Source organism: Streptomyces sp. NPDC059875, from assembly GCF_042731085.1.
GTDB lineage: Bacteria > Actinomycetota > Actinomycetes > Streptomycetales > Streptomycetaceae > Streptomyces.
Genome location: NZ_JBHWJZ010000005.1, coordinates 146021 through 171089 on the forward strand (window position 1 = coordinate 146021; position 25069 = coordinate 171089).

Genomic DNA, 25069 nt, shown 5'->3' on the forward strand with positions numbered 1-25069 from the left:
CGCTTGATGACGTTTGGGACAAGCTAACGGCGATGGAGGCGGCACTACGGGAGGAGTTGACCGGGTAACCGGGTCCGTCCGTGGGCCGTGGAGGGGCGGCCGAGGGCGGCCAAGGATGACAACCGCTGACCGCTCGACCGCAGGTCAGAGTCCGTGCACCAAGTAAGCCTCAGACCGGATCAAGAACCAGGGCAGGAAGTAGCCCTAGGTTGGATCCTGCGGCTGAGCTGACAGGTTGTGCCATGCGTGACCGCATCCGCCGGCGCAGTACAGCGCCCGCCTGCGGGTGTCAGCGATGCCGAAGAGGGCGACGAGCAGGCGAAATGACTTCGTGAGTTCATAGGCCGGAAGGCTTTCCATCCCGAAGCGCCACTTCGTGAGCATCACCGCAGGCGTGTGAGTGGGGCGAATGCCGGAGCGTGCGTGAGGTGGATGGCGGCACCCCGGTCATCGATCAGCCACACATCCAGCGGGCCCGCGGGGCCATCACTGCCGTACAAGTGCCACGAGCCGACGACCTCCGCGAGCCGACGACCCACCAAGCTCTGCGCGCTCACCCCAGCACCATGAAGCTGGCACTCGTTCGACTTCTCAGACTCCATCGGCCGACAGTACCGCCGACCGATCTCCCAGGTCACAGCGCTATACGTGACAAGCCTTAGCTTCGCGCTTTCACGACGTGGACTGTCCGGCTGGTGATCACGCAAGCAGAAGGCGCCTCTGGCCAGCGAGATTGAGGTACGCCGAGGTCTTTGTTCCCGCACCAGCCGGAGGCACTCTCCAGGTGAAGGAGCGTATCGGGTTCTACCCACGTGTTCGCAAAGAGGGCTGTGGTCGTGGGGGAATCCCAGCCCGGGGCCCTGCGGTTGGTCGAGAGAGCTCGCGCCTCGCGGCGAAGAGCTACTTCAGCGGGGCGCTGGCCGCAGGCCCGTGCGTCCGGGGGTAGGGCGGTGGTCGGGCAGAAGTGGGCCCCTGCCCTCATGGATCCAAGCGGAGTTCTGTAATGGACTGCGTAAACTGATCTCGAACGAGCGGGTCGATGTTCTGCACTGACTCGCCTTCCTCCTGATTTCCGGATCCAAATGTGGTGGACAGGTATGGGTTGGCTGGAGGCTTCGCCTGCATCTCGTCGAAGTGCACCGTCGTGTGGGCGAAGGGTTCGTCGCCCAGCTTTTCTCTGGCCAAGCTGGTGGGCGCAAAGTTTGTTCGCGTGCAGACATTTGGTTTGGGAGGAGCCGGCACACATTCCCGGGGACTGGAATCTCCGGTAGGCGTAGACATAGAAATGTATGCAGTCAGTCGCACGATGTTTTGCTTGCTCTCGTCTGCATCGAAGACGAACGAGTGTGTCCGCGTTTCCCCTGGCGCCAAAGATTCCCCGGCGACCAGCAAGTCGTCGAAGCTGAGCAATGATGCAAAGCTCCCGAAGTGTCGATGGTTTGGTTCCGACAGGTCCAACCTGCCGCTCGCTTCGTGAGCGCTCATTCCCTCCGCCGACTCCACCCGATGTCCCGTGATCACATAAATCGCACCCAGCGTTTCCGCTGATGCCTCACCGTTGTTCTTCAGCGTTACAGCGCCGCGGACTCGAGTGACCCCACGCGATGCGTTAATTTTCTCCAGCTTGGTGGAAACATCTACCCTGGGGCGTTCGTGTACGGGTTTATAGAAGGTCAGATACGCCCACTGGGCAAAGCCTAGAAGCGGAAGCAGGGCACCGAGCGCCACCCAGCCGAAATTCACATGCCCATGTACTGCGGCACTCGCCAGGACGACGACGGTACACAGGAAGAGGGCGAATGCGAGGGCCAACCACGCCCAGTCGCGGTCCGGGCTGTGCGAGTCGATCCAGATGGGAATGAAGAGCATGGGCAGAGCAGCGGCCTGTGACAGCAACACGATGGGTTGATGCCAGGGATTCCTCGCCCCGCCACTGGAGGTGGCGCTTGTATGCAGACGGTGCGAGGGGTGGCGACGCGCCCTCCGGAACGTCCGGATGCTAGCACCAGTAGCGCTCGGCCCGCGCGGCTGGCGGGCCCTTCCTAGCAGGCGTCGACGGATTCTTCTCAGAAAGCCAGCGAAAGCGCTCCCGTGGTACATCTGGATCAGAGCAACAGTATTGAGGGCTACGATCAGGAACCTGAGGAGCGTCGAGACAACCTGATCCTTTCCGAATTCCAGTACGTCGTGGATGCTGCTCCACATGAAGAGGCCGACTTCCGCCAGGAGGACGACGACAATAAGCACGGAGAGAAACCAATAGCGCACAGGTGCCGTTTGCTTGGTGATCACAGGGTGTCCGTTTCGATTGTTGGCGTTCAGGTGTGGCAGGTGCGCGTTCCGTGGAACCCGCGCCTATCGGGCGCAGGACCGGAGAGCAGGCCGTGCACTGTCGGCCCTGTGATAGTGGAGACATACGGGTACCAGCCCCAGGCCGTGCCGGGCATCACCCTGAGAGGTGAGCCTCTTCACCGAAGAAACGATCCGTCGTTGGCCCATGCGCCCCCGCCGCGGCGGCGAATTTCCGGGGTCTAGATCCCGGTTGCGCCCGCTCTCGGCAGAGGCGGGGCCAATGCCGTGTGACGACACGGAGCACCGACCGCTTCCAGCTCTACCCGTGCCACCGGACCGGGGTAGCGCTCCGCCGCAGCCCGGGCTGGACCCTCGTCTCCAGGATTCCGCGACTGGCGCACCCCTCGCCGCGAAGTACCTCGTTCGTAGGTCGAGCTGCACGGAACTCAGCGGCATCACGGTGATCCGCCGGGTCCTTCGCCTGGGTCTGTGGCTGGAGCGGGTTGCGCATTGTCCCTGGATCTTGCGAGCAGCTCCAAGTAGGCCGTGACCTGGTCTTGGCCTGGGGGAAGCTGCTGGATCGCCCGCTCTGTACGACTTTGCAGCGCGAGGAACGTCCGGTTCTGCTGGCGCCGCATCTCGAGTTCCGCGCGTTCGAGTTCCTGCACTGACCTCTGCTTTCTCCAAGCGCGGAACTCTGAGGTCGTCGGCAGAGCAGCCGCGGTGAACAGGAGAACCAAGAACACCAGCCACCATGGGGTGTCGGCCAGCAGGGCAGCAAAACCCGCACTGCCACTAACGGCAGCTGAAGACAAGGGCAGTCGCATGACATACCTCTCCGAGCCCACGTGGGCTCTCTGGCTAGCTCACGAGGGAGGGAAGGCGGGCCCGTCTTTCCGGGCATGAAAAAAGCCCGAGCGATGGCTCGGGCTCAGGAGTGCAGAGGTGTGATCAGTGGCTGATCGCTCTGAGTTCGTTGCTAGCTGATGCGTCCGCGTCGCTCAGGAGGAACGGGGGGTGCCTGACCTGGGATTCGCTCGCCAGTCAACTCATCTTCTACGGCATGGGGGAGTTCTAGAAGGTTGTACCGGACCTTGCCACGCCCGTGGCCGTATGTAGTGATGCGCCCTTCGCTGGCCCACCGGCGAATCGTGCTCTCGGGTCGCCCCGCGTAGTGGGCGGCGAGATCGACACCCACCAGGATGGCGTCCGGTGTTTGGCTCATCGTCCCCCTTCATGGCAGCGGCAGAGATCAGGAGGTAAGCGGCCATAAGCATGCGGGTATCGCAGTATGGGGGACGCTACGCTCGGGCAGGTCAGAGCGTCAAGCCCCCCTCTTCTAAGCGAAGTTGGTCCAGTCGTCGGCGGTGCGGCCCGGCAGGGGATCCGGTGCCATGAGTTGGGCACGGCAGCGTGGCTCCTGACAAGTCTGCCCAGAAACCAGAAACGCCCCCTTCATGAGAAGAGAGCGTTTTGTGGCATGCCGAAGCTGCCCTCAGCTTCCCACGTCCCCGTCCTGGCGGCAAGCAGTGTTCAGGCGCCCGGAGTTCGCGCCCCTCCCCGCCCACCTTTCCCTGCCAACCACTTCCCTCAACTCCCATCCCGTCTGCCGCCGACCCACACGTACGTGGAGCGGACGCCCTGTGCCGTGTCTGCTCGGCTTGTCCTGGGTCGACGGCAGACGGGATGGGAGTTCCCCGCCTCAACCATCCGCGGCCGGCACCCGCAATCGGAGCCCCCGCCATCCCGGAGCCTGAGCGCCCCCGCCGGAGGCACTCCCTGACCCGCACCTTGTGCACTCGCCCGGGCTACATCGTGGTTCCCCACCCATCAACTGCACCACCGGCCCCACATGCGAAGTGCCCGTCGACGTTCTGTGGACCACATGGCGGGAGTGGGCGGAGGACAACGGCGTGAAGTCCATCGGCACGAAGCAGCTCCTCGGCCGCAACCTCCTCTCCGTTGTCCCACAGCTCCGCCGCACCCGCCCCGGGACGCATACGGCCGACAGGTCGCCATCTACTCCGGGATCAGTCTCAACCCGTCCTCCGGGCCGATCTGAGTCGCGATGAGTCACGACCCAGAGCAATGTCACTCCACCTTCTTCGCCCCGCTGGGGTACCTCGACGGCCAGCACGACCTGCCCCACGCAATCCTCACCGCCCCCAAGCTGTGCGAGTAGCTCAGCACCGCTACATCGGAGGCCTGCTGCCAAGGAGGCACCGCCTTGACGACCCAGATCCCGACCAGCCACACAGCCGTGACCGTTCCCGAAGTCATGGCTGCCCTGAAGCTCAGTCGCAGCAAGGTCTACGACCTCGTCCGCTCACGCCAGCTCAAGAGCATCAAGGTCGGCCGCTGCCGCCGCGTACCCACCGAATCTCTCCGCGCCTTTATCCAGACCCAGTTGGAGGAAGCTGCCTGATGGCAAGCAAGAGGAACCCGAACGGCGCCGGCAGCATCTGGCAGCGCAAGGACGGGCGTTACGAAGCCCGTGTGTACGTCCCCCAGCCCGATGGCACCCGCAAGAGGAAGACGGTCTACGGAGCCACTTGGTACGAGTGCGACGCCAAGCGCCAGGTACTCGTCCTGCGGGACCGCCAGGGCATCCCGACCCCGACCCGCTCGGCCAAGCTCTCCGAGTGGCTGCCGTACTGGCTGGAGCAGTTCGTTAAGGACGACCGCAAGAAGACGACGTACGCGAAGTACGAGACCCACGTCCGCCTCTACCCGATCCCCAACATCGGGGCCAAGCGCCTGGAGAACCTGGGGGCGGCCGACGTACGCCGGATGCTCGCCGCCGTCTCGACCCAGGCGTCACCGGCCACTGCCAAGGAGTCTCACCGCGTCCTGCGCAGCGCGCTGAGCGCCGCCTGCCGGGAGGAGCTCATCAGCCGGAACGTGGTCAAGCTCGTGCCGACCCCGCGGGTGGAGCAGCGGGAGCTGAAGCCGTGGGACTTGGAGCAGACGACGGCCTTCCTGGAGGTGGCGAGGGGGGACGCGCTGTACGCGGCGTTCGTCCTCGCCGTCGCTCTCGGGCTGCGGCGCGGGGAGGTGCTAGGGCTGCGCTGGTCGGACATCGACCTGGAACGTCGCACGCTCACGGTGCGGAACCAGATCCAGCGGGTGCAGAACGAGCCCTACGCGGACTCCACGAAGAACCGCCGTACCCGCGTCGTTCCTCTCCCCCTCATGTGCGTGCCCCCGCTCCGCTGGCAACGGCTACGGCAGGCCGCGCAGCGGCTCGCCGCGGGGCAGGACTGGCAGGCCAGTGACTACGTCTTCACGACGCGTACCGGTCGCACGATCGAGCCGATGAACCTCAGCCGCTCGTTCCAGCGCATCACGGAGGCGGCTGGGCTCCCCCGGATCCGGCTGCACGACGCACGGCACGGTTGCGCGACGCTCCTGTTCGCCGCGGGCGTGCCGGCGCGGGTCGTGATGGAGATCCTGGGGCACTCGCAGATCGCCGTCACGATGAACATCTACACGCACGTCTCCGACGAGCGTCGCAGGGAGGCGATGGGGCACATGGACCGGCTGCTCCGCCGGCGCCGTCCCGAGTGAGACTGCCGTCAGCCTCTACCGTCAAAGGCCCCCGCAGCGAGACGCTGCGGGGGCCTTTGTACTGGTGGGCGCGGACGGTTTCGAACCGCCGACATCTGCTTTGTAAGAGCAGCGCTCTACCCCTGAGCTACGCACCCGTGGAATGAGGCAACAGCGTACATGGCCCACGGGTGGGTCCCGCAAACCGATCCGTCCGGGGGGTAGCCCCACCATCGGGTGGTGGGGTTACCGGATCGTACGGGGGTGGGTGGGGTGCGTACCGTGGCGGGACAGTCAGCGCTTTACCTGGGGGTTCGATCGTCATGGCCGCTCGTCGCCGCATCCGTACGCTCCTCGCCGTCGGCGGGGCCGTCGTCGTCGCCCTCTCTGTCAGTGGGTGCGGGAGCGCCGATGTCGAGGGGGCGCCCGTCGAGGAGAAGAGTTTCGCCTTCTCCGGGGAGTCGCTCACCGTCGACTCCGACAACTCCACCCTGGAGATCGTGCCCGCCGACATCAAGGACGTGCGGGTCAGCCGGCAGGTCGACGGGTGGGTGTTCATGGGCAACGGGCCCGAGGCCACCTGGCGGCTGGAGGGTGGGCGGCTCACCCTGCGGGTGGAGTGTGACGCCGTCGCCAGTGACTGCGACTCCGTGCACCGGATCCAGGTGCCGCGCGGCGTCGCCGTCACCGTCGAGGACGACAACGGTCAGGTGACCGCCGACGGGTTCGACACCCCGCTGAAGGTGAAGTCCGACAACGGTGCCGTCATCGTCCGCAATGCCTCCGGCGCGCTCGATCTGACCAGCAGCAACGGCGAGGTCCTCGTCGAGGGCGGCACGACGTCCGGGCAGGTCGTCGCGCGGTCCGACAACGGGACCGTGCGGATCGCGCTGAGCGCCGTGCCCGGGCGCGTGGACGCCGTCAGCGACAACGGGGAGATCGACATCGCCCTGCCCACCGCCTCGTACGACGTCGACGGGCGCAGCGACAACGGAAGCGTCCGGATCGACGTGCCGACCCAGAAGGGCAGCGCGCACGTCGTGACCGCCCGCAGCGACAACGGGGAAGTCGTCGTCCGCAGCGCGAACTGACGGGCCCGTGTGTTCGTCCTTACCTGGTGGGAGAATGAACCAGACCGGGCAGGGCGGACACAGCACGGGAGAGGGACGTGGCGGCGACTCACGCGAGGGGCGGATACACGAGCGCCGTGACGGGGGCGGGATCAGCCGGATCAGCCGGATCGGATCGATCGGCGGGATCAGGACGCCGGACGACAGCCGGGGCAGGAGTCGGGCGGGTTGCGCTCATGCTGCCGCTGCTCGCTGTCGCCCTCCTTCCCGCCGCCTTCGCCGGCGGCGGCACCCGACGCTGGTTCGGTGGGCGTGGCGAGAGCCAGCGGGCCGAGGCGCAGGCTGCCAAGGACGCCGCGGCCGCCGCGTTCTACGAGCTCGACACCGCCCAGCGTGATCTGCGCATCTCCATCGAGACGATCACGGCCGTCGACAGCTCGCCCGGCGCCCGGCGTGCCATCGACGGCTTCGCGGCCCTCGGGCAGCGCATCGACGACGTCAGCCACGCCTACATCACCGCCGTCGACGCCCACGACCTCGACCGCGACGAGCTCGACGCCGCCACCGCCAACCGCGCCCGCACCGAGCTCACCCGGGCCAAGGACGAGCTCGTACGGGTCAAGGGTGAGCTGGACCGGTTCGAGCAGGGGCTCGGGCCGCTCCTCGACAAGGCCGAGACCCAGCTCGCCCGCCTCGCCCCCGCCGTCGAGCGGGCGCGACAGGCGCTCCGCCACGCGAGCACCGCTCTCGACGACGCCCGCCAGGCGGGGCTCCGCGCCGATGATCTCGCCGCTCGGCTCGCCGGCCTCGGCCCCGAGCTCACCCGGCTCAACGAAGGCGCTGGCCGCCACGGCGTCCCCGAGACCCTCCAGCGCGCCGACCGCGTCCTGCGCGACGCCGAAGCCGTCCGCGCCGAGGCCGAGCGCCTCCCCGAACGGGCCGCCGAGACCTCCAAGCGCCTGGTCTCCCTCCGTACCCGCGCCGAGGCGCTCACCACCCGGGCCGGTGCCGTCGAGCCGGTCCTGTCCGAACTCCGCCGCCGTTTCTCCGCCGCCTGCTGGCAGGACCTCCAGTACGTCCCCGAGCAGGCGGGCGACAACGTCCGCAAGGCCGAGGAGAAGCTCAGGGAAGCGACCAAGGCCCGCGACGAGCAGCGCTGGCCGGACGCCACCAGTCTGCTCGCCACGGCCCGCGCCCTGCTCAACACCACCGACGAAGCCGTCTCCGCCGCCGGCGACCGGCTCCGCCGGCTGGAGGCCGTCGCCAAGGACCCGCAGCAGGAGATCGACCGGACCCGGTTCGCGATCCGGGATGCCCAGCGGCTGGCGATGGCCGGACGGAACACTCCGGATCCTCGGCACGCCCGGCCTCTCGACGACGCCGTGGGACGGCTCGACCGGGCGATCGGCACGCTGGAGGGCCGCCACCCCGACTACTGGCACTTCCTGACCGAGCTGGAAGCCGTCCGCGCCACCGCCGCCCGCGTCGTCGAACAGATCCGGGAGGAGCGGGGCGCGGGGCATCGTTGACGGCGCCGGTTAGCCTGTCCGTATGCCTCGTTACGAGTACCGCTGCCGCACCTGCGGCGACTCCTTCGAACTCAGCCGCCCCATGGCCGAGTCCTCCGCCCCGGCCGCCTGCCCCGCCGGGCACGACGACACCGTCAAGCTGCTCTCGGCCGTCGCCGTCGGCGGTACGGCCGCACCCGCCCAAAGCGCCGGCGGTGGTGGTGGCGGCGGTGGGTGCTGCGGCGGAGGCTGCTGCGGCTGATCAGCTGCCCAGGTAGCGCAGGATCGCCAGGACGCGCCTGCTGTACCCCTCGCCCCGCCCCGTCAGCTCCAGCTTGTCGAAGATCGCGTTGACGTGTTTCTCCACCGCGCTCTGCGAGACGTGCAGCTGCCCGGCGATCGCCGCGTTCGTGTGCCCCTGCGCCATCGCCGCGAGCACGTCCCCCTCGCGCGGCGTCAGGCGTGACAACGGATCGGTGTGGGTGGTGCGGACGAGGAGCCGGCGGACGACCTCCGGGTCGAACGCCGTCCGCCCCTCCCCCACCCGCTCCAGCGCGTCCAGGAATTCGTCGACCTGCGCCACCCGGTCCTTGAGCAGGTAACCCACCGCCCCCGATTCGCCGGTCAGCAACTCGGTGGCGTACCGCCGCTCCACGTACTGCGAGAGCACGAGGACACCGACGCCCGGCCACTCCCGGCGGATCTCCAGGGCCGCCCGCAGCCCCTCGTCCGTGTGCGTCGGCGGCATCCGTACGTCCGCGACGACCACGTCGGGCGGGTCCGCCGCCACCGCCGCGAGGAGTTCGACCGCGTTGCCGACGGCCGCCGTCACCTCATGGCCCTCCTCGGTCAGGAGCCGTACGAGCCCTTCCCGCAGCAGGGTCGAGTCCTCCGCCAGGATCACGCGCACGGCAGCACCGCCCGTACGACCGTCGGGCCGCCCACCGGACTGTCCACGGCGAACCGCCCGTCCAGAGCCGCCGCCCGACTCGCAAGCCCGCTCAGCCCGCTCCCCGACGCGTCCGCGCCGCCGGTCCCGTCGTCCGTCACCCGCACGCTCAACTCCCCTTCCGTCACCGCCACATGGACGTCGATCCTGGTCGCGCCCGCATGCTTGACCACATTGGTCACCGCTTCCGATACGACGAAGTACGCCACCGTCTCCACGGCCTTCGGAAGCGGCCGTTCCACCGCGTACGCCAGCCCCACGGGCAGCGGGCTGCGCTCGGCGACGCTCTCCAGGGCAGCGCGCAGGCCCGCCTCGTCGAGGACGGTCGGGTAGACGCGCCAGGCCACCTCGCGCAGTTCGGTGAGCGCGCGGCGGCTCTCCTCGTGGGCCTGGAGCAGCAGTTCGTCCGCGCGCTCCGGGTCGCCCGCGCGCAGCCGCCGGGCCCGGCCGAGCAGCATGCCGAGCGCGACGAGCCGCTGCTGTACGCCGTCGTGGAGGTCGCGCTCGATCCGGCGCCGCTCGTCGTGCACGACCTCCATGACCTCGGCGCGGCTGGTCGCGAGCTGGGCGATCCGCGCCTCCAGCGCGTGGGCGTGGCTGGGCCCGAGGAGCCGGCGGGCCAACTGGTCCTCCAGGGAGACGACGCCGAGAGCTCCCTGGACGGAGAGGAAGAGCAGGAAGAATCCGCCGAGGCTGCCGAAGGCGACGAGCCAGGGGTGGTCGATGTCGGTGATCAGCCAGCCGTAGAAGACGAAGGTGCCGAGGCCGAGGCCGTACGCGGCGCAGCCGAGGACGACCGCCCCGAGGAAGCCGAGGGGCCAGCGGGCGGCGAGGTAGCGCAGGGCGTCGGAGTCCTCGTACCCGCCGTGGAGCCGGACGTCGAGACAGCGGTCGAGGCGCTTCCGCTCCAGCCGGACGAGTGCGCGGCCGACCGAGGTCACCGGGCGCAGGACGGCCTGCCTGCCGCGCGGCCAGACGACCACGGGCAGCAGCGCGAGGCCGCAGACGACGACACCGAGGACTTCCAGGACGGCGGTCCCGGCCCCGAGCGCCAGTCCGACGCCCGTGCGAAGCCACCGCAGGACGTACGGGCCGATCACCTCCCGGGCGGATGGCCGGGCGGATGGCCGGCCGGCGTCCCCAGCGGGTGCACGGCCCCTGCCCGAGTCCCGGGCCGACGGGCGCCCCGGCGCCCCGGCAGATGGGCGGGCGGACTCTCCGGCCGGCCGGCGGGGCGGCGGACCGTCCGAAAGGCGGGCGAAGTCTCCGTCGGGCGATCTGATCGGCTCTCCAGCCGGTGACCGGACCGGCCCTCCGGCCGGTGACCTGATCGGCTCTCCAGCCGGTGACCGGACCGGCCCTCCGGCCGGTGACCGGACCGGCTCTCCAGCCGGTGACCGGACCGGCCCTCCGGCCGGTGACCGGACCGGCCCTCCGGCCGGTGACCGGATCGGCTCGTCCAGCGATCGAATCGGCTCTCCGTCCAGTGACCGGATCGGCTCGTCCAGCGACCTGATCGGCTCTCCGTCCGGCGACCGGATCGGCTCTCCGGCCGACGGGCGGGCGGGGTTCCGTGCTGGGTCCCGGGGGAGGTCGGTCATGATCCGTCACGCTAGCCGGAGCACCGCACCGCCCGCACTGCGGAAAACCGCACCCTCACCGTGCGGCCGCCATCAGTCCCCGCCGACCGCCCGATTCCTAGCGTGGAAGCCATGGAACGCTGGATCAACAGCCTCATGGACACGCTCGGCGCCCCCGGCGCCGGCCTCGCCGTCGCCCTCGAGAACCTCTTCCCGCCGATCCCGAGCGAGGTCGTCCTGCCGCTCGCGGGCTTCGCGGCCGCGACCGGGCGGATGGATCTGCTCGCCGCGTTGATCTGGACCACGGCCGGCTCGGTCGTCGGCGCGCTCGCGCTGTACGGGGTCGGGGCGCTGCTCGGACGGGAGCGTACCGTCGCCCTCGCCGCCCGTCTGCCGCTGCTGAAGGTCGCGGACATCGAGCGGACGGAGGCGTGGTTCGCCCGGCACGGTATGAAGGCGGTGTTCTTCGGCCGGATGGTGCCGATCTTCCGCAGCCTCATCTCCGTGCCGGCCGGTGTCGAACGGATGCCGCTGCCCGCCTTCCTCGTCTTCACCACACTCGGCAGCGCGATCTGGAACACCGCCTTCGTGCTGGCCGGTTACGCGCTCGGTGACAACTGGGAGGAGGTCACCGGCTATGTGTCGGTCTACTCGAAGGCGGTGCTCGTCGTGGCGGCGGCGGCCGTCCTGTGCTTCGTCGGGGTCAGGCTCAGGACCCGGCTGCTCAGGCCGGGTCGGGGAGCGCGGCGGAGGAACCCTTGAGCTGCGCGGGCACGGACGAGCGGTGTTCGGCCACGGCCGCCCGGAAGCGGCGCAGGATCTCCTCGCCGGCCGCCACGCCGCGCTCGGCGAGCACGTCGAGGTGCGGGGCGGTCCATGCCGTGTCGGCCAGTTCTCCGTGGCCGGGCCGCCAGGCCCGGTCCGCGGCGAGCAGCAGGTCGGCGTCGAGGAGGGAGTCCCCGGCGGCCAGGGTGAGCGTGGCGCCGCAGCGGCGGGCGACCTCGTGCATCGCCGCGCTCTTGGTGAGCGGCTTCGGCACGGCGTACACCTTGCGGCCCTGGAGGGAGACCGTCCAGCCGCGGTCGTCCGCCCACTCGCCGAACCGCTTCAGCCACTCCTCCGGCAGCCGCTCGCGCTCCACCACGAGGTACGCGAACAGGTCCTCGGCGACCCGGTGCTTGCGCACCCAGGACAGGTCCGTGGTGGCGGTGAAGTACGCGCGGATCTCGGCGAGCGGCGCGCACTCCTCGGCGAGCCTGCGGACCACGGCCTCGTGCCAGTCGCGGTCGGCGACACCGTCGACGAGGATGTGCCCGCCGTTGGCGCAGATCGCGTACTTCGGTGTGGGGCCGGGGAGTTGGATGCGCTGGTACTGCTTGCGGGTGCGGGTCGTCGTGGGGACGAAGACGGCTTCGCCGGCCAGTTGCTCCAGGAGCACAGCCGCGTCCTCGGTCATGTACGACAGCGGCTTGGACTCGTGCACCTCGATGCTGAGCAGCCGGGGCGCCTGAGCGTCGGGCATGCCGAGCGCGAGCGCGGCGGAGGAGTAGATCAGCGTACGGTCGAGGTCGCTCGCGACCATCACGGATCCGTGAGCGGAGCCGTTCGCCGAGCTGTTCACCGAGCTGTTCACCGAGGTCACTGGGAGACCACCGCCTTTCCGTCGGCGCCCGTGGCGCCCCTCGTGTACTGGGGGTGGATCAGTCCCACGCAGGTGTACGGGAGTCCGTCGACCTCCTCGACGGGCACCCCGCGCTGCTCGGCGAGCAGGCGCACGTGCGCGAGGTCGGCCCCCGCGCCGCGCTGGGCGAGGATCTTCCAGGGGACGCGGCGCAGCAGGACCCGGGTGGTCTCGCCGACGCCGGGCTTGACCAGGTTGACGTCGTGGATGCCGTACTCCTCGCTGATGCGCTCGACGGCCGCCCAGCCCTCCCAGGTGGGCGTGCGGTCGGCGGCGAGCAGCTCCTTGACGGCGGTGTCGACGTCCTCGGCGACCTCGTCGAAGCGTGCGGCGACGGCGTCGAGGAAGTCGTTGGAGACATCGGCGCCGGCCAGCTCGCGGTAGAACTTGCCGCCGTGGAAGTCGTCGGGTCCGACGAGGTCGGCGCGCAGGACCGTACGCGATATCAGGCCGGAGACGGTGGAGTTGAGGCACGCGGAGGGGATGAGGAAGTCCTCGCGGGTGCCGTAGGTGCGCACGCAGGAGCCGGGGTCGGCGAGGACCGCGATCTCCGGGTCGAAGCCGGTGATCCCCTCGGCGCGCTCGAACTCCTTGATCGCCTCCGCGAGTTCGCGGGTGATGGCGCCCTTGCCGGTCCAGCCGTCGACGAAGACGACGTCGGCCGGGTCGTGGTGGGCGGCGAGCCAGCGCAGCGCGTTGGCGTCGATGCCGCGGCCGCGGACGATGGAGACGGCGTAGTGGGGCAGGTCGCGGCCGTGGCGGGCCTGGGCCCAGCGGCGCATGAGGACGCCGACGGGGGTGCCGGCCCGGGCGAGGGAGACGAGGACGGGCGTGCCGCTCCCCCGGCCGGCCTTCTCGGCGAGGACGGTCTCGGTGACGCTGCCGACGGCGCGCGCGATGCGGGCGGCGGAGGTCTCCAGGGCGGCGTGGAAGAGCTCCTGGTACCGGTCGCTGGGCTGGTATTCGACCGGCAGCGACTCGGCGTAGTGGGCGCCGCCGCTCTGGATCGCCTCCTCGCGCTCCTCGGTCGGGGCCTCCAGCTCGACGTCCGAGAGGTCCTGGAGCAGCCAGCCGACCTCCTCGGGCGCGTACGAGGAGAAGGCGGGGCCGCGGAGGGGCTCGGGCAGCATGGAGCTCCTTTCGGGAGCTTCGGTGGCGGGAGCGGGGCCGTACGAGGGAACGTACGAGGGGACGACGGCGAGGACCACGTGCGGGATGTGCGCTGCGAGCTGGGCCAGCAGGCCGTCCGGGGCGTGGAGCTCGGGGGTGTCGGCGGCGGAGTCGACCACGGCGACGACCGCGTCGAAGCCGGCGCCGGCGACGTTGTAGGCGTACCGCTCGCCGGGTCCGTCGGCGGGCGTGTCATGGGCGGGGAAGACCAGCCGGGTGCGTATGGCGTAGCCCGGGTCGTCGACGGCCAGGACGGGCGAGCGGGTGGTGGTGGAGTACGAGACGTCCCGGCCGCCGCGCTCCAGGGCGACGGCGAGCCGCAGCGGCGCGTACATCAGCTCCTCGAAGCCGAGGACGAGGACGCGGCGCGCGCCGCCGAGGGCCGCGGTCAGGCGCTCGGTCATGCCCGGCAGGGCGTCGTTCAGCGCGACGGCGTGGGGCGCGCAGAAGCCGTGGCGGCCCCCGTCCGGAACGGCGGAGGGCCAGCCCAGCTCGACCCGTACGGGGGCCGTGCGGGGCGCCCGGGGCGGCGGGACGGGAGCGGTCTCGTGCGCGGCGACGAGGGCCTGGCCCTTCTCCAGGACGCCCTCGGGCAGCCGTACGGTGCCGGCCGCACCGGTCACCAGGTCCACGCGGGCGCCGATCTCCTGGGCGAAGCCCGCCAGCCGGCCGAGGTCGGCGGCCGAGCGCATGTCGACCAGGGCCACGACGACGTACCGCTCGCGCGGGAAGCGCTCGTGCAGGTCGCGGATGGTGTTGAGGACGGTGTTGCCGGTGGAGAACTCGTCGTCGACGAGGACCAGCGGGCCGTCACCGGCAAGGAGCTTCGGGTCCTCCGGGAGCAGGAGGTGCGAGGTGGCGTGCGAGTGGGACTCCTCGAAGCCGCCCGCGCTCGCCACGCCCTCGACGGGGCGCCGGGTGGAGTGCAGGTAGGGCGCGAAGCCGAGACCGTCGGCGACCGAGTGGCCGAGGCCGGTGGCGGTCTCCGCGTAGCCGACGACCACGCTGCGCGCGGCCTCCTCACGCCCGAGCAGGTCGCGCACGCGTAGGCCGAGCGAGAACCCGGAGCCGTACACGACGCTCGGGCGCTGCGGCACGTGCTTGCCGAGCACGTTGGAGACCAGCAGATGCGCGCGCTTCGGGTTGCGGCGCAGTGCGAGGCCCAAGAGGCCCGGGAGCTCCTCGCCGCCGACCAGTTCGACGCCCAGTCGCTCCGCGACCCACGTTCCCGACCACACCACGTCGTCCTTCACCTTCCGTCAGCCGGCCAGTCCGGCGGTGAGCAGATCGACGAAGCCGACGTCCTCCCGGGCGACGCCGAAGACCTCGGCGCGCAGGAGGGTCCGTTCGGCCCACGCCCGATGCGGCTTCACCTCGTTCATCTTGTTCGTGTACGCGGAGCGCAGCACCCCGCCGCCGCCCCGCTCGGGCCGCAGGATGTCCTGGGCGTCGCTGTACTCCTCGTGGCTGACCACGGAGAGTGCGTGCACCGGCACCACATGGGTGGGGTGGATGCAGGTCTTGCCGAGCAGTCCGTTGGCCCGGTCGAGTTCGATCTCGCGCAGCAGCCCGTCGAGGTCGTGCTCGATGAGCGCGGTGCGCAGGTCCTCCGCGCGGCCCTCCAGGAAGGGGCTGCGGCGCAGCTGGGGCTTGAACATGCGCTCGCCGAGCCGGAAGTACTCCCAGACGGGCCCGGTGATGGTGAAGCCGGTGCCGTCGGAGCGGCCGAGGACGTTGACGACGTCGGCGATGACATGGGCGACGAGCTGGACGTCGTAGGCCGTCATGTCGGGCGAGCGGCGGAGCCCGTACGCGGAGCAGAAGTCGGTGACGCCGAGTCTCAGGGCGAGGACCCGCTCGCGGTATTTGTCTACGGTCGCGGCGATGCCGGCGAGGGTCTCGGCGCGGGTCTCCAGGTGCAGCAGCTCGGGCGATTCGAGGACGGGCATGGCGAAAAGTCGCCGACCGCTCGCCTTCTCGGCGACGGTGAGGGCTTCGAGGAAGGCCCGTCCGCGCGTCTCGGTGAACTTGGGCAGCACGAAGCCGGACAGCAGGCGGACGGAGTCGCCGAGCCGCGCGACGAGATCGGTGATCTGGCGGGGCTCCCGGACCCGGATGAAGAGCAGGGGCACGTCCTGGGGCTGCTGCGCCGGTGTCGCCGACGCCGTCTGTTCGTCGTCCGCCGCGAGCGCGGCGAACTGGCGGACGAGATTGACCTCGGCGGCCTCCACATCGGCGTCGTCGATGGAGTCCTCCAGGCACAGCACCATGGAGACGACCCCGCGTGCGGCCTGTTTGCGCACGTCGTCGGCGAGCCGCGGCCGGGTGGCCGGGCTGTAGAGGGTGGCCCCCAGGGCCACCGCGAGCGTGCTCGCGGGCGAGTCGGCGGTGAACTCGGCCGGCTCCTGGAGGAACAGCCCGGCCCGCGAAGCGGACGGGATGTGCCCGAAATGACGCATGTAATACCCCCGACTGCCTCTGCGGGCCCTGACGACATGTGGCCGGTAATAGTACGTAGGTGCGGGTGTCCTTAGTTCCCTTCGCGCATGAAATCCAGGTAACTCATCCGCATCCGGCGCATCTCTCCCCGATCGCCACGGCCCCCGCGTTGTCCGCGGGTCGGGCGGGAAGGCAGGATGACGGTCATGACGCACGCGATGCTGAAGGGCTCCAACGTCCCTCTCGACACCGCGGCCGTACGGGCCGTGCTCCGCTGGACCCCGGGCCCCGGGGTCCCTGACGTGGATGCCTCGGCGCTGCTGCTCGGCGCCGACGGTCGTGTGCGCTCCGACGAGGACTTCGTTTTCTACAACCAGCCGCGCCACCCCTCGGGGCTGGTGCGCCGGCTGCCGAAGAAGCGGGTGGCGGAGGGGCTGACCGACACGGTCGAGGCCGATCTCGGCGGGCTCGACCCGTCGGTCGACCAGGTGGTGATCGCGGCCTCCTCGGACGGCGACACCTTCCGGTCCGTCTCCGACCTGCGGATCCTGCTGTACGACGCGGGCTCCGGGGACGGAGAGCCGCTGGCCGTGTTCGACGTGACGGCGGAGACGGGCGAGGAGACGGCCATCATCTGCGGCGAGCTGTACCGGCGCGGGGACGGCTGGAAGTTCCGCGCGGTGGGGCAGGGCTATCCGACCGGTCTCGTCGGGCTCGCCACCGACTTCGGGATCTCGGTGGACGAGGGCACGGACGCGGGGACGGACGACGGGCCGGGCGCGGGCACGGACGGCAGCACCGGCACCGGCACCGGGACCGGGAGGGACAGCGGCGAGACGCCGGCCGTCACCTCCGCCGCCGACCCGGGGCTCGACGCGACGGTCGTCCAGCGGCCCGTGGCCGCCCCCGTACCGCCTCAGCCGACCACTCCACCGGCGCCCGTCCCGTCCTACGGCTACCCCCAGCCGGCGGCGTCCCCGCAGCCCGCCTACGGCTACCCGCAGCCCGCGTACGGCTATCCCCAGCCCGCGGCGGCCGCGGCGCCCGCCCCGGACCCGAACTTCCGGCTGCCGCCGATGGGCCCGCAGTTCGTCCGCCCGTAACGACGCGCTCCGGGCCGTGCGCCCGGACGCCCGTAACGCCACGGGTCAGGCCTTGGTCTTGTAGCCGCGCCCCCACTGCAGGCCCCACCCGTACAGCCGGTCCAGCTCCGCCTGGAAGCCGTACACGAACTTCACCTCACGGCGGACGATCAGCTCGTCCTTGACCTTCTCGACGGTGAACACCGCGCAGGAGCGGGCCTGCGGGGCGCGCTCGTCCAGTTCGATCTCGATCCGGGGCCCGTTGCTCGGGTAGAGCGTCACCTTGGCGTGCGTGCGGTCGAAGGCCGGCGTCTGGTCGTAGATGTAGACGAAGAACAGCAGCCGCTTGATCTCGTCGCGGTGGTCGAGGTTGACGAAGATCGTCTCGCCGGACGACCCGCCGAACCGGTCGTCGCCGCTCAGGTTCACGTACGGCGGCGCGTTCAGGGACCCGAAGAAGCTGCCGAGCGGCTGCACCACGCCCTTGGACCCGTCGGCCAGCTCGTACATGCAGCCGAGGTCCAGGTCGACGTTGACCATGCTCTGGGTGTGCGCCTGGACGACCTCGGGCTTGAAGAGCTTCGAGGGGTGGCGCAGCAGTCGGCCGCTCTGGCGGGAGCGGCCCTCGATGTCGGAGGTGCGCATGCGCCAGGAGAGATTGACGCGCAGATTGCCGGTGGCGGCGCCCTGTTTGGTCAGCGAGACCGTCGGGCGCCTTTTCGTGAGGTCGATCGAGTTGCTGGAGGCGTTGCCCGAGTCGAACTGCGCCGCCCTGCCCGGAAAGAGGCCGTCCCAGAAGGCCATGCGTCCCCACCCCCCACTCGAAGCCATGACATACGCGGCGGGGCGGCCGGGTGCACCGACCGCCCCGCACTGAAGCGTTCCTCGTTGCCGGGGGTGTCACACCCCGGACGACACCTCGGTCTTGCCCGAGGAGTCAGCTTTTCCCTCGGCCGCCGCCAGTGCCTTGTTGCGGCGGACGGAGGACCAGAAGGACCAGCCGATGAGAGCGACACCGATGAGGCCGGTGACGACCTCGGGGATCTGGTACCGGATGCTGATCATGAGGATCACGGCGAGCGCGCCGATGGCGTAGTGGGCGCCGTGCTCCAGGTAGACGTAGTCGTCGAGGGTGCCCTGGCGGACCAGGTAGACCGTCAGCGATCGGACGTACATCGCGCCGACGCCGAGGCCGAGCGCCATCAGGACGATGTCGTTGGTGATGGCGAAGGCGCCGATGACACCGTCGAAGGAGAACGACGCGTCGAGGACCTCGAGGTAGAGGAACATGAAGAAGGCGGCCTTGCCGGCCAGCTGGACCGCGGAAACCTTCTTGCCGCTGCGCTTGGCCTCCTCCTCAGCCTCGTGCTCGCGCTCCTCTTCCTCCTCCAGCTTGTTCTCGAAGTAGCCCGAGAGGCCGCCGACGACGAGGTACGTGATGAGGCCGAAGACGCCGGAGAGCAGGACGGTCGACGCCTTGTCGACGTGCGTGCCGCCGTGCTGGTGGGCCTGGGTCGCGAAGGTCATGGCGCTGATCGCCAGGACGATCAGGGCGATGCAGACCGAGAGCATGTCGATCTTGCCGAGCTTGGCCAGCGGGCGCTCCAGCCAGCCGAGCCACTTGATGTCACGGTCCTCGAAGATGAAGTCGAGGAAGATCATCAGCAGGAACATGCCGCCGAAGGCCGCGATCGACGGGTGCGCGTCGGTCACGAGCTGTTCGTAGCGCTCGGCGTCGTTGAGGGCGAGATCGACGGCCTCGATGGGGCCGATCTTGGCGCTGATCGCGACGATCACGACGGGGAAGACCAGTCGCATACCGAAGACGGCGATGAGCACACCGATCGTGAGGAAGATCTTCTGCCAGAAGGCATTCATCTTCTTCAGGATTCCGGCGTTGACCACCGCATTGTCGAAGGACAGCGAGATCTCGAGGATGCACAGGATCGCGACGATCCCGAACGCTTCCCACCCCCCGTAGAGCACCGCTGCGACCAGACCGAGCGCCGTGATGGCGAACGACCAGCCGAAGGTTTTCAGTACCACTGTCTACCCCATCGTGTAATTACGCGGCTTTACGAAACGTTGACCCCGAAGTCTAGAGCGATGCCCCGGAGGCCGGACGCGTACCCCTGCCCCACCGCCCGGAACTTCCATTCGCCGCCGTACCGGTACAGCTCGCCGAAGATCATCGCGGTCTCGGTGGAGGCGTCCTCGGAGAGGTCGTAGCGGGCCAGCTCCTGGCCGTCCGCCTGGTTCGCCACGCGAATGAAGGCGTTGCTGACCTGGCCGAAGGTCTGGCCACGGTTGTCGGCCTCGTGGATCGAGACCGGGAAGATGATCTTGTCGCAGTTGGCCGGGACCTTGGTGAGGTCCACGATGAGCGACTCGTCGTCGCCGTCACCCTCGCCGGTGAGGTTGTCCCCGGTGTGTTCGACGGAGCCCTCGGGGCTCTTCAGGTTGTTGTAGAAGACGAAGTACTCGTCGCCGAGCACCCGTCCCGACTGGCACAGCAGGGCGCTGGCGTCGAGGTCGAAGGGCGCTCCGGTGGTGGAGCGCGCGTCCCAGCCGAGGCCGACCAGCACCTGGGTGAGGTTGGGTGCGGCCTTGGAGAGGGAGACGTTGCCTCCCTTGGCGAGCGTGACGCCCATGTGTGGATCCTCCCCGGTGAGAACTGCTCGCGATGCTGCTTCCGTACTGCGGATGAGGCACGTCCGGCGCCGCACGGTGTGTGCGACGCCGGACTGTTCAGACGTGCGTGACTCAGACGTTGACGCCGAAGTCCGCCGCGATACCCCGCAGACCCGAGGCGTACCCCTGGCCGACGGCGCGGAACTTCCACTCGTCGCCGTTGCGGTACAGCTCGCCGAAGACCATGGCGGTCTCGGTCGAGGCGTCCTCGGAGAGGTCGTACCGGGCGATCTCGGCACCGCCGGCCTGGTTCACGACGCGGATGAACGCGTTGCGGACCTGGCCGAAGGACTGCTGGCGGTTCTCGGCGTCGTAGATCGACACCGGGAAGACGATCTTGGCGACATCGGCGGGCACCGTGGCCAGGCTGACCTTGACCTGCTCGTCGTCGCCCTCGCCCTCGCCGGTGAGGTTGTCACCGGTGTGCTCGACCGAGCCGTCGGCGCTCTTCAGGTTGTTGAAGAACACGAAGTCCTGGTCGTTGCGGACCTTGCCCTCAGGGCTCACCAGAATGGCGCTGGCGTCGAGGTCGAAGTCCGTCCCGGTGGTCGTACGGACGTCCCAGCCCAGACCGACGGTGACGGCGGTCAGGCCAGGGGCCTCCTTGGTCAGCGAGACGTTGCCGCCCTTGCTGAGGCTGACTCCCACGAGTCCCTCCATGTGGTTTCCAGGGGCAGCGCCCCCGTCGTGCGTTGGCATCGGATCAACGAGTGGATCCTAGTGACGGGTTCCCGGCCTGGACAGGCGATTCGCCCCGATGTTCAGAGAGTGTCGAGAGCCTTGACGTACTCGCCGAGGTCGCGGGCGTCCGGCAGGGCGTTCACGACGGTCCAGCGGACGACGCCCTCCTTGTCGATGATGAAGGTGCCGCGCACGGCGCAGCCCTTCTCCTCGTCGAAGACGCCGTAGGCGCGCGAGGCCTCGCCGTGCTTCCAGAAGTCGGAGAGCAGCGGGTACTCCAGGCCCTCCTGCTCGGCGAAGATGCGCAGGGTGTGGATGGAGTCGTTGGAGACCGCGAGGAGCTGCGTGTCGTCGTTGACGAACTTCGGCAGGTTGTCGCGCAGCTCGCACAGCTCGCCGGTGCAGACGCCGGTGAAGGCGAAGGGATAGAAGAGCAGCACCACGTTCTTCTCTCCCTTGAAGTCGGAGAGCTTCACGGTGCGGCCGTGGTTGTCCTTGAGCTCGAACTCCGGGGCCTTGGTGCCGACCTCGATCGCCATGGCGTGCGCATCCCTTCACTGGACAGAGTCGCTGGACCGAACAGGTGAAGGCCCAGCTTAGGACCCTGCCCGGGCCCACCACGCACAGAGCCCCCGCCGGCTGTCGCCGGCGGGGGCTCCTGCTGCTTGGGGATCAGCGCTTGGGTGCGACCAGGCGGCTGCCCGCCCAGTCCTTGGCCACGCTGATGCTCTTGGTCTGGGAGAAGCCGGCGGTCTGTGCGGCATCGCTGATGTCGCTCGGCTCGACGTAACCGTCTCGGCCCGTCTTGGGCGTCAGCAGCCAGATGTTGCCGCCGTCCTCCAGCAGGCCAATGGCATCGACCAGGGAGTCCGTCAGATCTCCGTCCTCGTCGCGGAACCAGAGCACGACGGCGTCTGCGACGTCGTCGTATTCCTCGTCAACGAGCTCCGACCCGATGATGGACTCGATGCCTTCGCGGAGATCGAAGTCGACGTCGTCGTCGTAACCGATCTCCTGGACCACCTGTCCGGGCTCGAACCCCAGCCTCGCTGCCGGGTTGGTCCGCTCCTCCGCGTGGTCCGCGGTCGCGCTCACGGCTTGCCTCCTGATCATGTATCGGAAAATGCTTCGGCCACGTGCGTACGCGCGGCGCTGGCCGTAGTCCACACGTGCTGGGCGGATCGCGCAAGTACCCGGCCGCCGAGACCGCCGAAACGGTGACGTTTGGGGCCGTCTCGCCGCATCTTCCGGACTGGTTCCGCTCCGCTCCGTGACATATGGCACACGGTTCGTACCGCTTTGCGTTCTTCCGCGGCTTCAGTCTGCCGAACGTGCTGACGAAACGCATGCGCGGGTTGGGCGTAAGGTTGCGATTTGACCCAACCAGGAGCCCCACGGGGGTTACCCCTCGGTAGAGATGACGTTTGACACCGACGGGGTACACGATGGACATCCCGGCCTCCCCGTGGGCTCCACCGAACAGCGAAGGAACAGCGTGGCTTCCGGATCCGATCGCAACCCGATCATCATTGGCGGCCTTCCCAGCCAGGTCCCGGACTTCGATCCCGAAGAGACCCAGGAATGGCTCGACTCCCTCGACGCCGCCGTCGACGAGCGGGGCCGTGAGCGGGCCCGCTACCTGATGCTCCGCCTGATCGAGCGCGCCCGCGAGAAGCGCGTGGCCGTGCCCGAGATGCGCAGCACGGACTACGTCAACACGATCGCGACCAGGGACGAGCCGTTCTTCCCCGGCAACGAGGAGATCGAGCGCAAGGTCCTCAACGCGACCCGCTGGAACGCGGCCGTGATGGTCTCGCGCGCCCAGCGCCCGGGCATCGGGGTCGGCGGCCACATCGCCACGTTCGCCTCCTCCGCCTCGCTGTACGACGTCGGCTTCAACCACTTCTTCCGCGGCAAGGACGAGGGCGACGGCGGCGACCAGATCTTCTTCCAGGGCCACGCCTCCCCCGGCATCTACGCCCGCGCCTACCTCCTCGACCGGCTCAACGAGACCCAGCTCGACGCCTTCCGTCAGGAGAAGTCGAAATTCCCCAACGGGCTCTCCTCGTATCCGCACCCGCGGCTGATGCCGGACTTCTGGGAGTTCCCGACCGTCTCGATGGGTCTCGGCCCGCTCGGCGCGATCTACCAGGCCCGGATGAACCGCTACATGGAGGCGCGCGGCATCGCCGACACCTCCAAGTCGCACGTCTGGGCGTTCCTCGGCGACGGCGAGATGGACGAGCCGGAGTCGCTCGGCCAGCTCTCCATCGCCGCCCGTGAGGGCCTGGACAACCTGACCTTCGTCGTCAACTGCAACCTGCAGCGCCTCGACGGCCCGGTGCGCGGCAACGGCAAGATCATCCAAGAGCTGGAGTCGCAGTTCCGCGGTGCCGGCTGGAACGTCATCAAGCTGATCTGGGACCGCTCCTGGGACCCGCTGCTCGCGCAGGACCGCGACGGCATCCTGGTCAACAAGCTGAACACCACGCCCGACGGCCAGTTCCAGACGTACGCGACGGAGACCGGCGCGTACATCCGCGACCACTTCTTCGGCGACGACCAGCGGCTGCGCTCGATGGTCGAGGGCATGTCGGACCACCAGATCCTGCACCTGGGCCGCGGCGGTCACGACCACAAGAAGATCTTCGCGGCCTTCGCGGCGGCCAAGGCCCACAAGGGCCAGCCGACCGTGGTGCTCGCGCAGACCGTCAAGGGCTGGACGCTGGGCCCGAACTTCGAGGGCCGCAACGCGACCCACCAGATGAAGAAGCTGACGGTCGACGACCTCAAGCGCTTCCGCGACCGGCTGCACATCCCGATCACGGACGCGCAGCTGGAGGGCGGCCTGCCGCCGTACTACCACCCGGGCCGGAACTCCGAGGAGATCCAGTACATGCACGACCGCCGCAAGGCGCTCGGCGGGTACGTCCCGACGCGTGTCGTGCGGTCGAAGCCGCTGGTCCTGCCCGAGGAGAAGACCTACGCCCCGGTGAAGAAGGGCTCCGGCCAGCAGTCGATCGCCACCACGATGGCGTTCGTCCGGCTGCTCAAGGACCTGATGCGGGACAAGGAGATCGGCAAGCGCTTCGTGCTGATCGCGCCGGACGAGTACCGCACGTTCGGCATGGACTCGTTCTTCCCGAGCGCCAAGATCTACAACCCGCTGGGCCAGCAGTACGAGGCCGTGGACCGCGAGCTGCTGCTCGCGTACAAGGAGTCCCCGACCGGCCAGATGCTGCACGACGGCATCTCCGAGGCCGGCTGCACGGCCTCGCTGATCGCGGCCGGTTCGGCGTACGCCACGCACGGCGAGCCGCTGATCCCGGTCTACGTCTTCTACTCGATGTTCGGTTTCCAGCGGACCGGCGACCAGTTCTGGCAGATGGCGGACCAGCTCGCACGCGGCTTCGTGCTCGGTGCCACCGCCGGCCGTACGACGCTGACCGGTGAGGGCCTCCAGCACGCGGACGGCCACTCGCACCTGCTCGCCTCGACGAACCCGGGCTGTGTCGCCTACGACCCGGCCTTCGGCTTCGAGATCGCGCACATCGTCCAGGACGGCCTGAAGCGGATGTACGGCCCGGACGCCGAGGACATCTTCTACTACCTGACCGTCTACAACGAGCCGATCCAGCACCCGGCCGAGCCCGAGAACGTGGACGCCGAGGGCATCCTCAAGGGCATCTACCGCTACAAGGCGGGCGAGGCCGGCGCGATCCCCGCGCAGATCATGGCCTCCGGTGTCGCCGTGCCGTGGGCGGTCGAGGCGCAGCGGATCCTCGCCGAGGAGTGGAACGTGCGGGCCGACGTCTGGTCGGCGACGTCCTGGAACGAGCTGCGCCGTGACGCCGTGGAGGTCGACCGGCACAACCTGCTCCACCCGGACGAGGAGCAGCGCGTCCCGTACGTGACGCGGAAGCTGTCCTCGGCCCAGGGCCCGTTCGTCGCCGTCTCCGACTGGATGCGCTCGGTTCCGGACCAGATCTCCCGCTGGGTGCCCGGCACCTACACCTCGCTGGGCGCGGACGGCTTCGGCTTCGCGGACACGCGCGGTGCGGCCCGTCGCTTCTTCCACATCGACGCCCAGTCGATCGTCCTCGCCGTCCTCACCGAGCTCGCCCGCGAGGGCAAGGTCGACCGGTCGGTCCTGAAGCAGGCCGTGGACCGCTACCAGCTGCTCGACGTGGCGGCGGCGGATCCGGGCGCCGCCGGCGGCGACGCGTGACGGCGTAACCGTGTGGCGCGGGTGGGGGGGGGGGGGGGGGGCCCCCCCCCCCCCCCCCCCAACCCCCCCCCGGAACGCCGGGGGGGGGGCGGGGGGGGGGGTAAAAAAAAAAAAAACACAACCCACAAAGAAGGTCGGGGGAGAGGAGAGAG

General features: G+C 69.4%; 21 protein-coding genes and 1 tRNA gene. 8 read left to right on the top strand and 14 right to left on the bottom strand.

Features of this window, described 5'->3' with window-relative positions; translation table 11 throughout:
- Positions 1-204: 204 nt before the first annotated feature.
- Positions 205-411 (bottom strand): DUF5958 family protein, encoded by a 207-nt coding sequence (locus ACFV9D_RS08240; RefSeq protein WP_385143201.1) that lies wholly within the window; start codon positions 409-411, stop codon positions 205-207.
- A gap of 567 nt (positions 412-978) precedes the next feature.
- Positions 979-1899 (bottom strand): hypothetical protein, encoded by a 921-nt coding sequence (locus ACFV9D_RS08245; RefSeq protein WP_385142767.1) that lies wholly within the window; start codon positions 1897-1899, stop codon positions 979-981.
- A gap of 2620 nt (positions 1900-4519) precedes the next feature.
- Here ACFV9D_RS08245 and ACFV9D_RS08250 point away from each other — a divergent pair.
- Together ACFV9D_RS08250 and ACFV9D_RS08255 are read left to right on the top strand one after the other, a co-directional pair.
- Positions 4520-4717, top strand: coding sequence for a helix-turn-helix domain-containing protein (locus ACFV9D_RS08250; protein WP_385142770.1), 198 nt, complete (start codon positions 4520-4522; stop codon positions 4715-4717).
- Positions 4717-5859 (top strand): tyrosine-type recombinase/integrase, encoded by a 1143-nt coding sequence (locus ACFV9D_RS08255; protein WP_385142773.1) that lies wholly within the window; start codon positions 4717-4719, stop codon positions 5857-5859. Before ACFV9D_RS08250 ends, ACFV9D_RS08255 begins: the two co-directional genes overlap by 1 nt.
- A 62-nt stretch (positions 5860-5921) precedes the next feature.
- Here the strand turns inward: ACFV9D_RS08255 and ACFV9D_RS08260 are convergent.
- Positions 5922-5996 (bottom strand) — tRNA-Val (locus ACFV9D_RS08260).
- A gap of 165 nt (positions 5997-6161) precedes the next feature.
- Between ACFV9D_RS08260 and ACFV9D_RS08265 the strand changes: the two genes are divergently transcribed.
- From ACFV9D_RS08265 to ACFV9D_RS08275, 3 genes are all read left to right on the top strand, one after another.
- Positions 6162-6929 carry a DUF4097 family beta strand repeat-containing protein gene (locus ACFV9D_RS08265; RefSeq protein WP_385142776.1) on the top strand — a complete coding sequence of 256 codons (768 nt, stop codon included), beginning with the start codon at positions 6162-6164 and terminating at the stop codon, positions 6927-6929.
- 215 nt (positions 6930-7144) lie between these two features.
- Positions 7145-8437 carry a hypothetical protein gene (locus ACFV9D_RS08270; protein WP_385142779.1) on the top strand — a complete coding sequence of 431 codons (1293 nt, stop codon included), beginning with the start codon at positions 7145-7147 and terminating at the stop codon, positions 8435-8437.
- 22 nt (positions 8438-8459) lie between these two features.
- On the top strand, positions 8460-8678 hold the full coding sequence (locus ACFV9D_RS08275; RefSeq protein ID WP_385142782.1) for a zinc ribbon domain-containing protein: 219 nt from the start codon (positions 8460-8462) through the stop codon (positions 8676-8678).
- On the opposite strand, the gene ACFV9D_RS08280 is transcribed toward ACFV9D_RS08275, so the two are convergent.
- Positions 8679-9326: a response regulator gene (locus ACFV9D_RS08280; protein ID WP_385142785.1), complete on the bottom strand. Its 648-nt coding sequence runs from the start codon at positions 9324-9326 to the stop codon at positions 8679-8681.
- A complete protein-coding gene (locus ACFV9D_RS08285; RefSeq protein WP_385143204.1) occupies positions 9317-10462 on the bottom strand; it encodes a sensor histidine kinase in 1146 nt (381 codons plus the stop codon). The genes ACFV9D_RS08280 and ACFV9D_RS08285 overlap by 10 nt, the downstream gene beginning before the upstream one ends.
- A gap of 615 nt (positions 10463-11077) precedes the next feature.
- Here ACFV9D_RS08285 and ACFV9D_RS08290 point away from each other — a divergent pair.
- Positions 11078-11707: a DedA family protein gene (locus tag ACFV9D_RS08290; RefSeq protein ID WP_385142787.1), complete on the top strand. Its 630-nt coding sequence runs from the start codon at positions 11078-11080 to the stop codon at positions 11705-11707.
- Here ACFV9D_RS08290 and ACFV9D_RS08295 read toward each other — a convergent pair.
- Genes ACFV9D_RS08295 through ACFV9D_RS08305 form a run of 3 tightly spaced genes read right to left on the bottom strand, consistent with a single transcriptional unit; the run spans position 11670 to position 16255 of the window.
- Complete coding sequence (locus ACFV9D_RS08295) at positions 11670-12527, bottom strand: HAD family hydrolase (protein WP_385143208.1); 858 nt, start codon at positions 12525-12527, stop codon at positions 11670-11672. The genes ACFV9D_RS08290 and ACFV9D_RS08295 overlap by 38 nt on opposite strands.
- Before the next feature lie 56 nt (positions 12528-12583).
- Complete coding sequence (locus ACFV9D_RS08300) at positions 12584-15049, bottom strand: phosphoribosyltransferase (RefSeq protein WP_385142790.1); 2466 nt, start codon at positions 15047-15049, stop codon at positions 12584-12586.
- Between the two features lie 6 nt (positions 15050-15055).
- The gene (locus ACFV9D_RS08305) at positions 15056-16255 is read right to left on the bottom strand and encodes an HpcH/HpaI aldolase/citrate lyase family protein (RefSeq protein ID WP_385142793.1); all 1200 of its coding nucleotides are present in this window, start codon (positions 16253-16255) and stop codon (positions 15056-15058) included.
- Positions 16256-16432: 177 nt separating this feature from the next.
- On the opposite strand from ACFV9D_RS08305, the gene ACFV9D_RS08310 reads away from it, so the two are divergent.
- Complete coding sequence (locus ACFV9D_RS08310) at positions 16433-17338, top strand: TerD family protein (protein WP_385142795.1); 906 nt, start codon at positions 16433-16435, stop codon at positions 17336-17338.
- A 45-nt stretch (positions 17339-17383) separates the two neighbouring features.
- On the opposite strand, the gene ACFV9D_RS08315 is transcribed toward ACFV9D_RS08310, so the two are convergent.
- The 6 genes from ACFV9D_RS08315 to ACFV9D_RS08340 all read right to left on the bottom strand — a co-directional run bounded on the left by ACFV9D_RS08315 (position 17384) and on the right by ACFV9D_RS08340 (position 21784).
- Complete coding sequence (locus tag ACFV9D_RS08315; protein ID WP_385142798.1) at positions 17384-18121, bottom strand: Tellurium resistance; 738 nt, start codon at positions 18119-18121, stop codon at positions 17384-17386.
- A gap of 96 nt (positions 18122-18217) precedes the next feature.
- Entirely contained in the window at positions 18218-19363 is a 1146-nt protein-coding gene (locus ACFV9D_RS08320) for a DUF475 domain-containing protein (RefSeq protein ID WP_385142801.1), read from the bottom strand.
- A gap of 29 nt (positions 19364-19392) precedes the next feature.
- On the bottom strand, positions 19393-19968 hold the full coding sequence (locus tag ACFV9D_RS08325) for a TerD family protein (protein WP_385142804.1): 576 nt from the start codon (positions 19966-19968) through the stop codon (positions 19393-19395).
- Between the two features lie 112 nt (positions 19969-20080).
- The gene (locus ACFV9D_RS08330; protein ID WP_260226644.1) at positions 20081-20656 is read right to left on the bottom strand and encodes a TerD family protein; all 576 of its coding nucleotides are present in this window, start codon (positions 20654-20656) and stop codon (positions 20081-20083) included.
- 113 nt (positions 20657-20769) lie between these two features.
- Positions 20770-21228 (bottom strand): peroxiredoxin, encoded by a 459-nt coding sequence (locus tag ACFV9D_RS08335; protein WP_383551087.1) that lies wholly within the window; start codon positions 21226-21228, stop codon positions 20770-20772.
- 133 nt (positions 21229-21361) lie between these two features.
- Positions 21362-21784: a DUF3052 domain-containing protein gene (locus ACFV9D_RS08340; protein WP_385142807.1), complete on the bottom strand. Its 423-nt coding sequence runs from the start codon at positions 21782-21784 to the stop codon at positions 21362-21364.
- A gap of 400 nt (positions 21785-22184) precedes the next feature.
- On the opposite strand from ACFV9D_RS08340, the gene aceE reads away from it, so the two are divergent.
- On the top strand, positions 22185-24917 hold the full coding sequence (gene aceE / locus ACFV9D_RS08345; protein WP_385142810.1) for a pyruvate dehydrogenase (acetyl-transferring), homodimeric type: 2733 nt from the start codon (positions 22185-22187) through the stop codon (positions 24915-24917).
- The last annotated feature ends 152 nt before the right edge of the window (positions 24918-25069 follow it).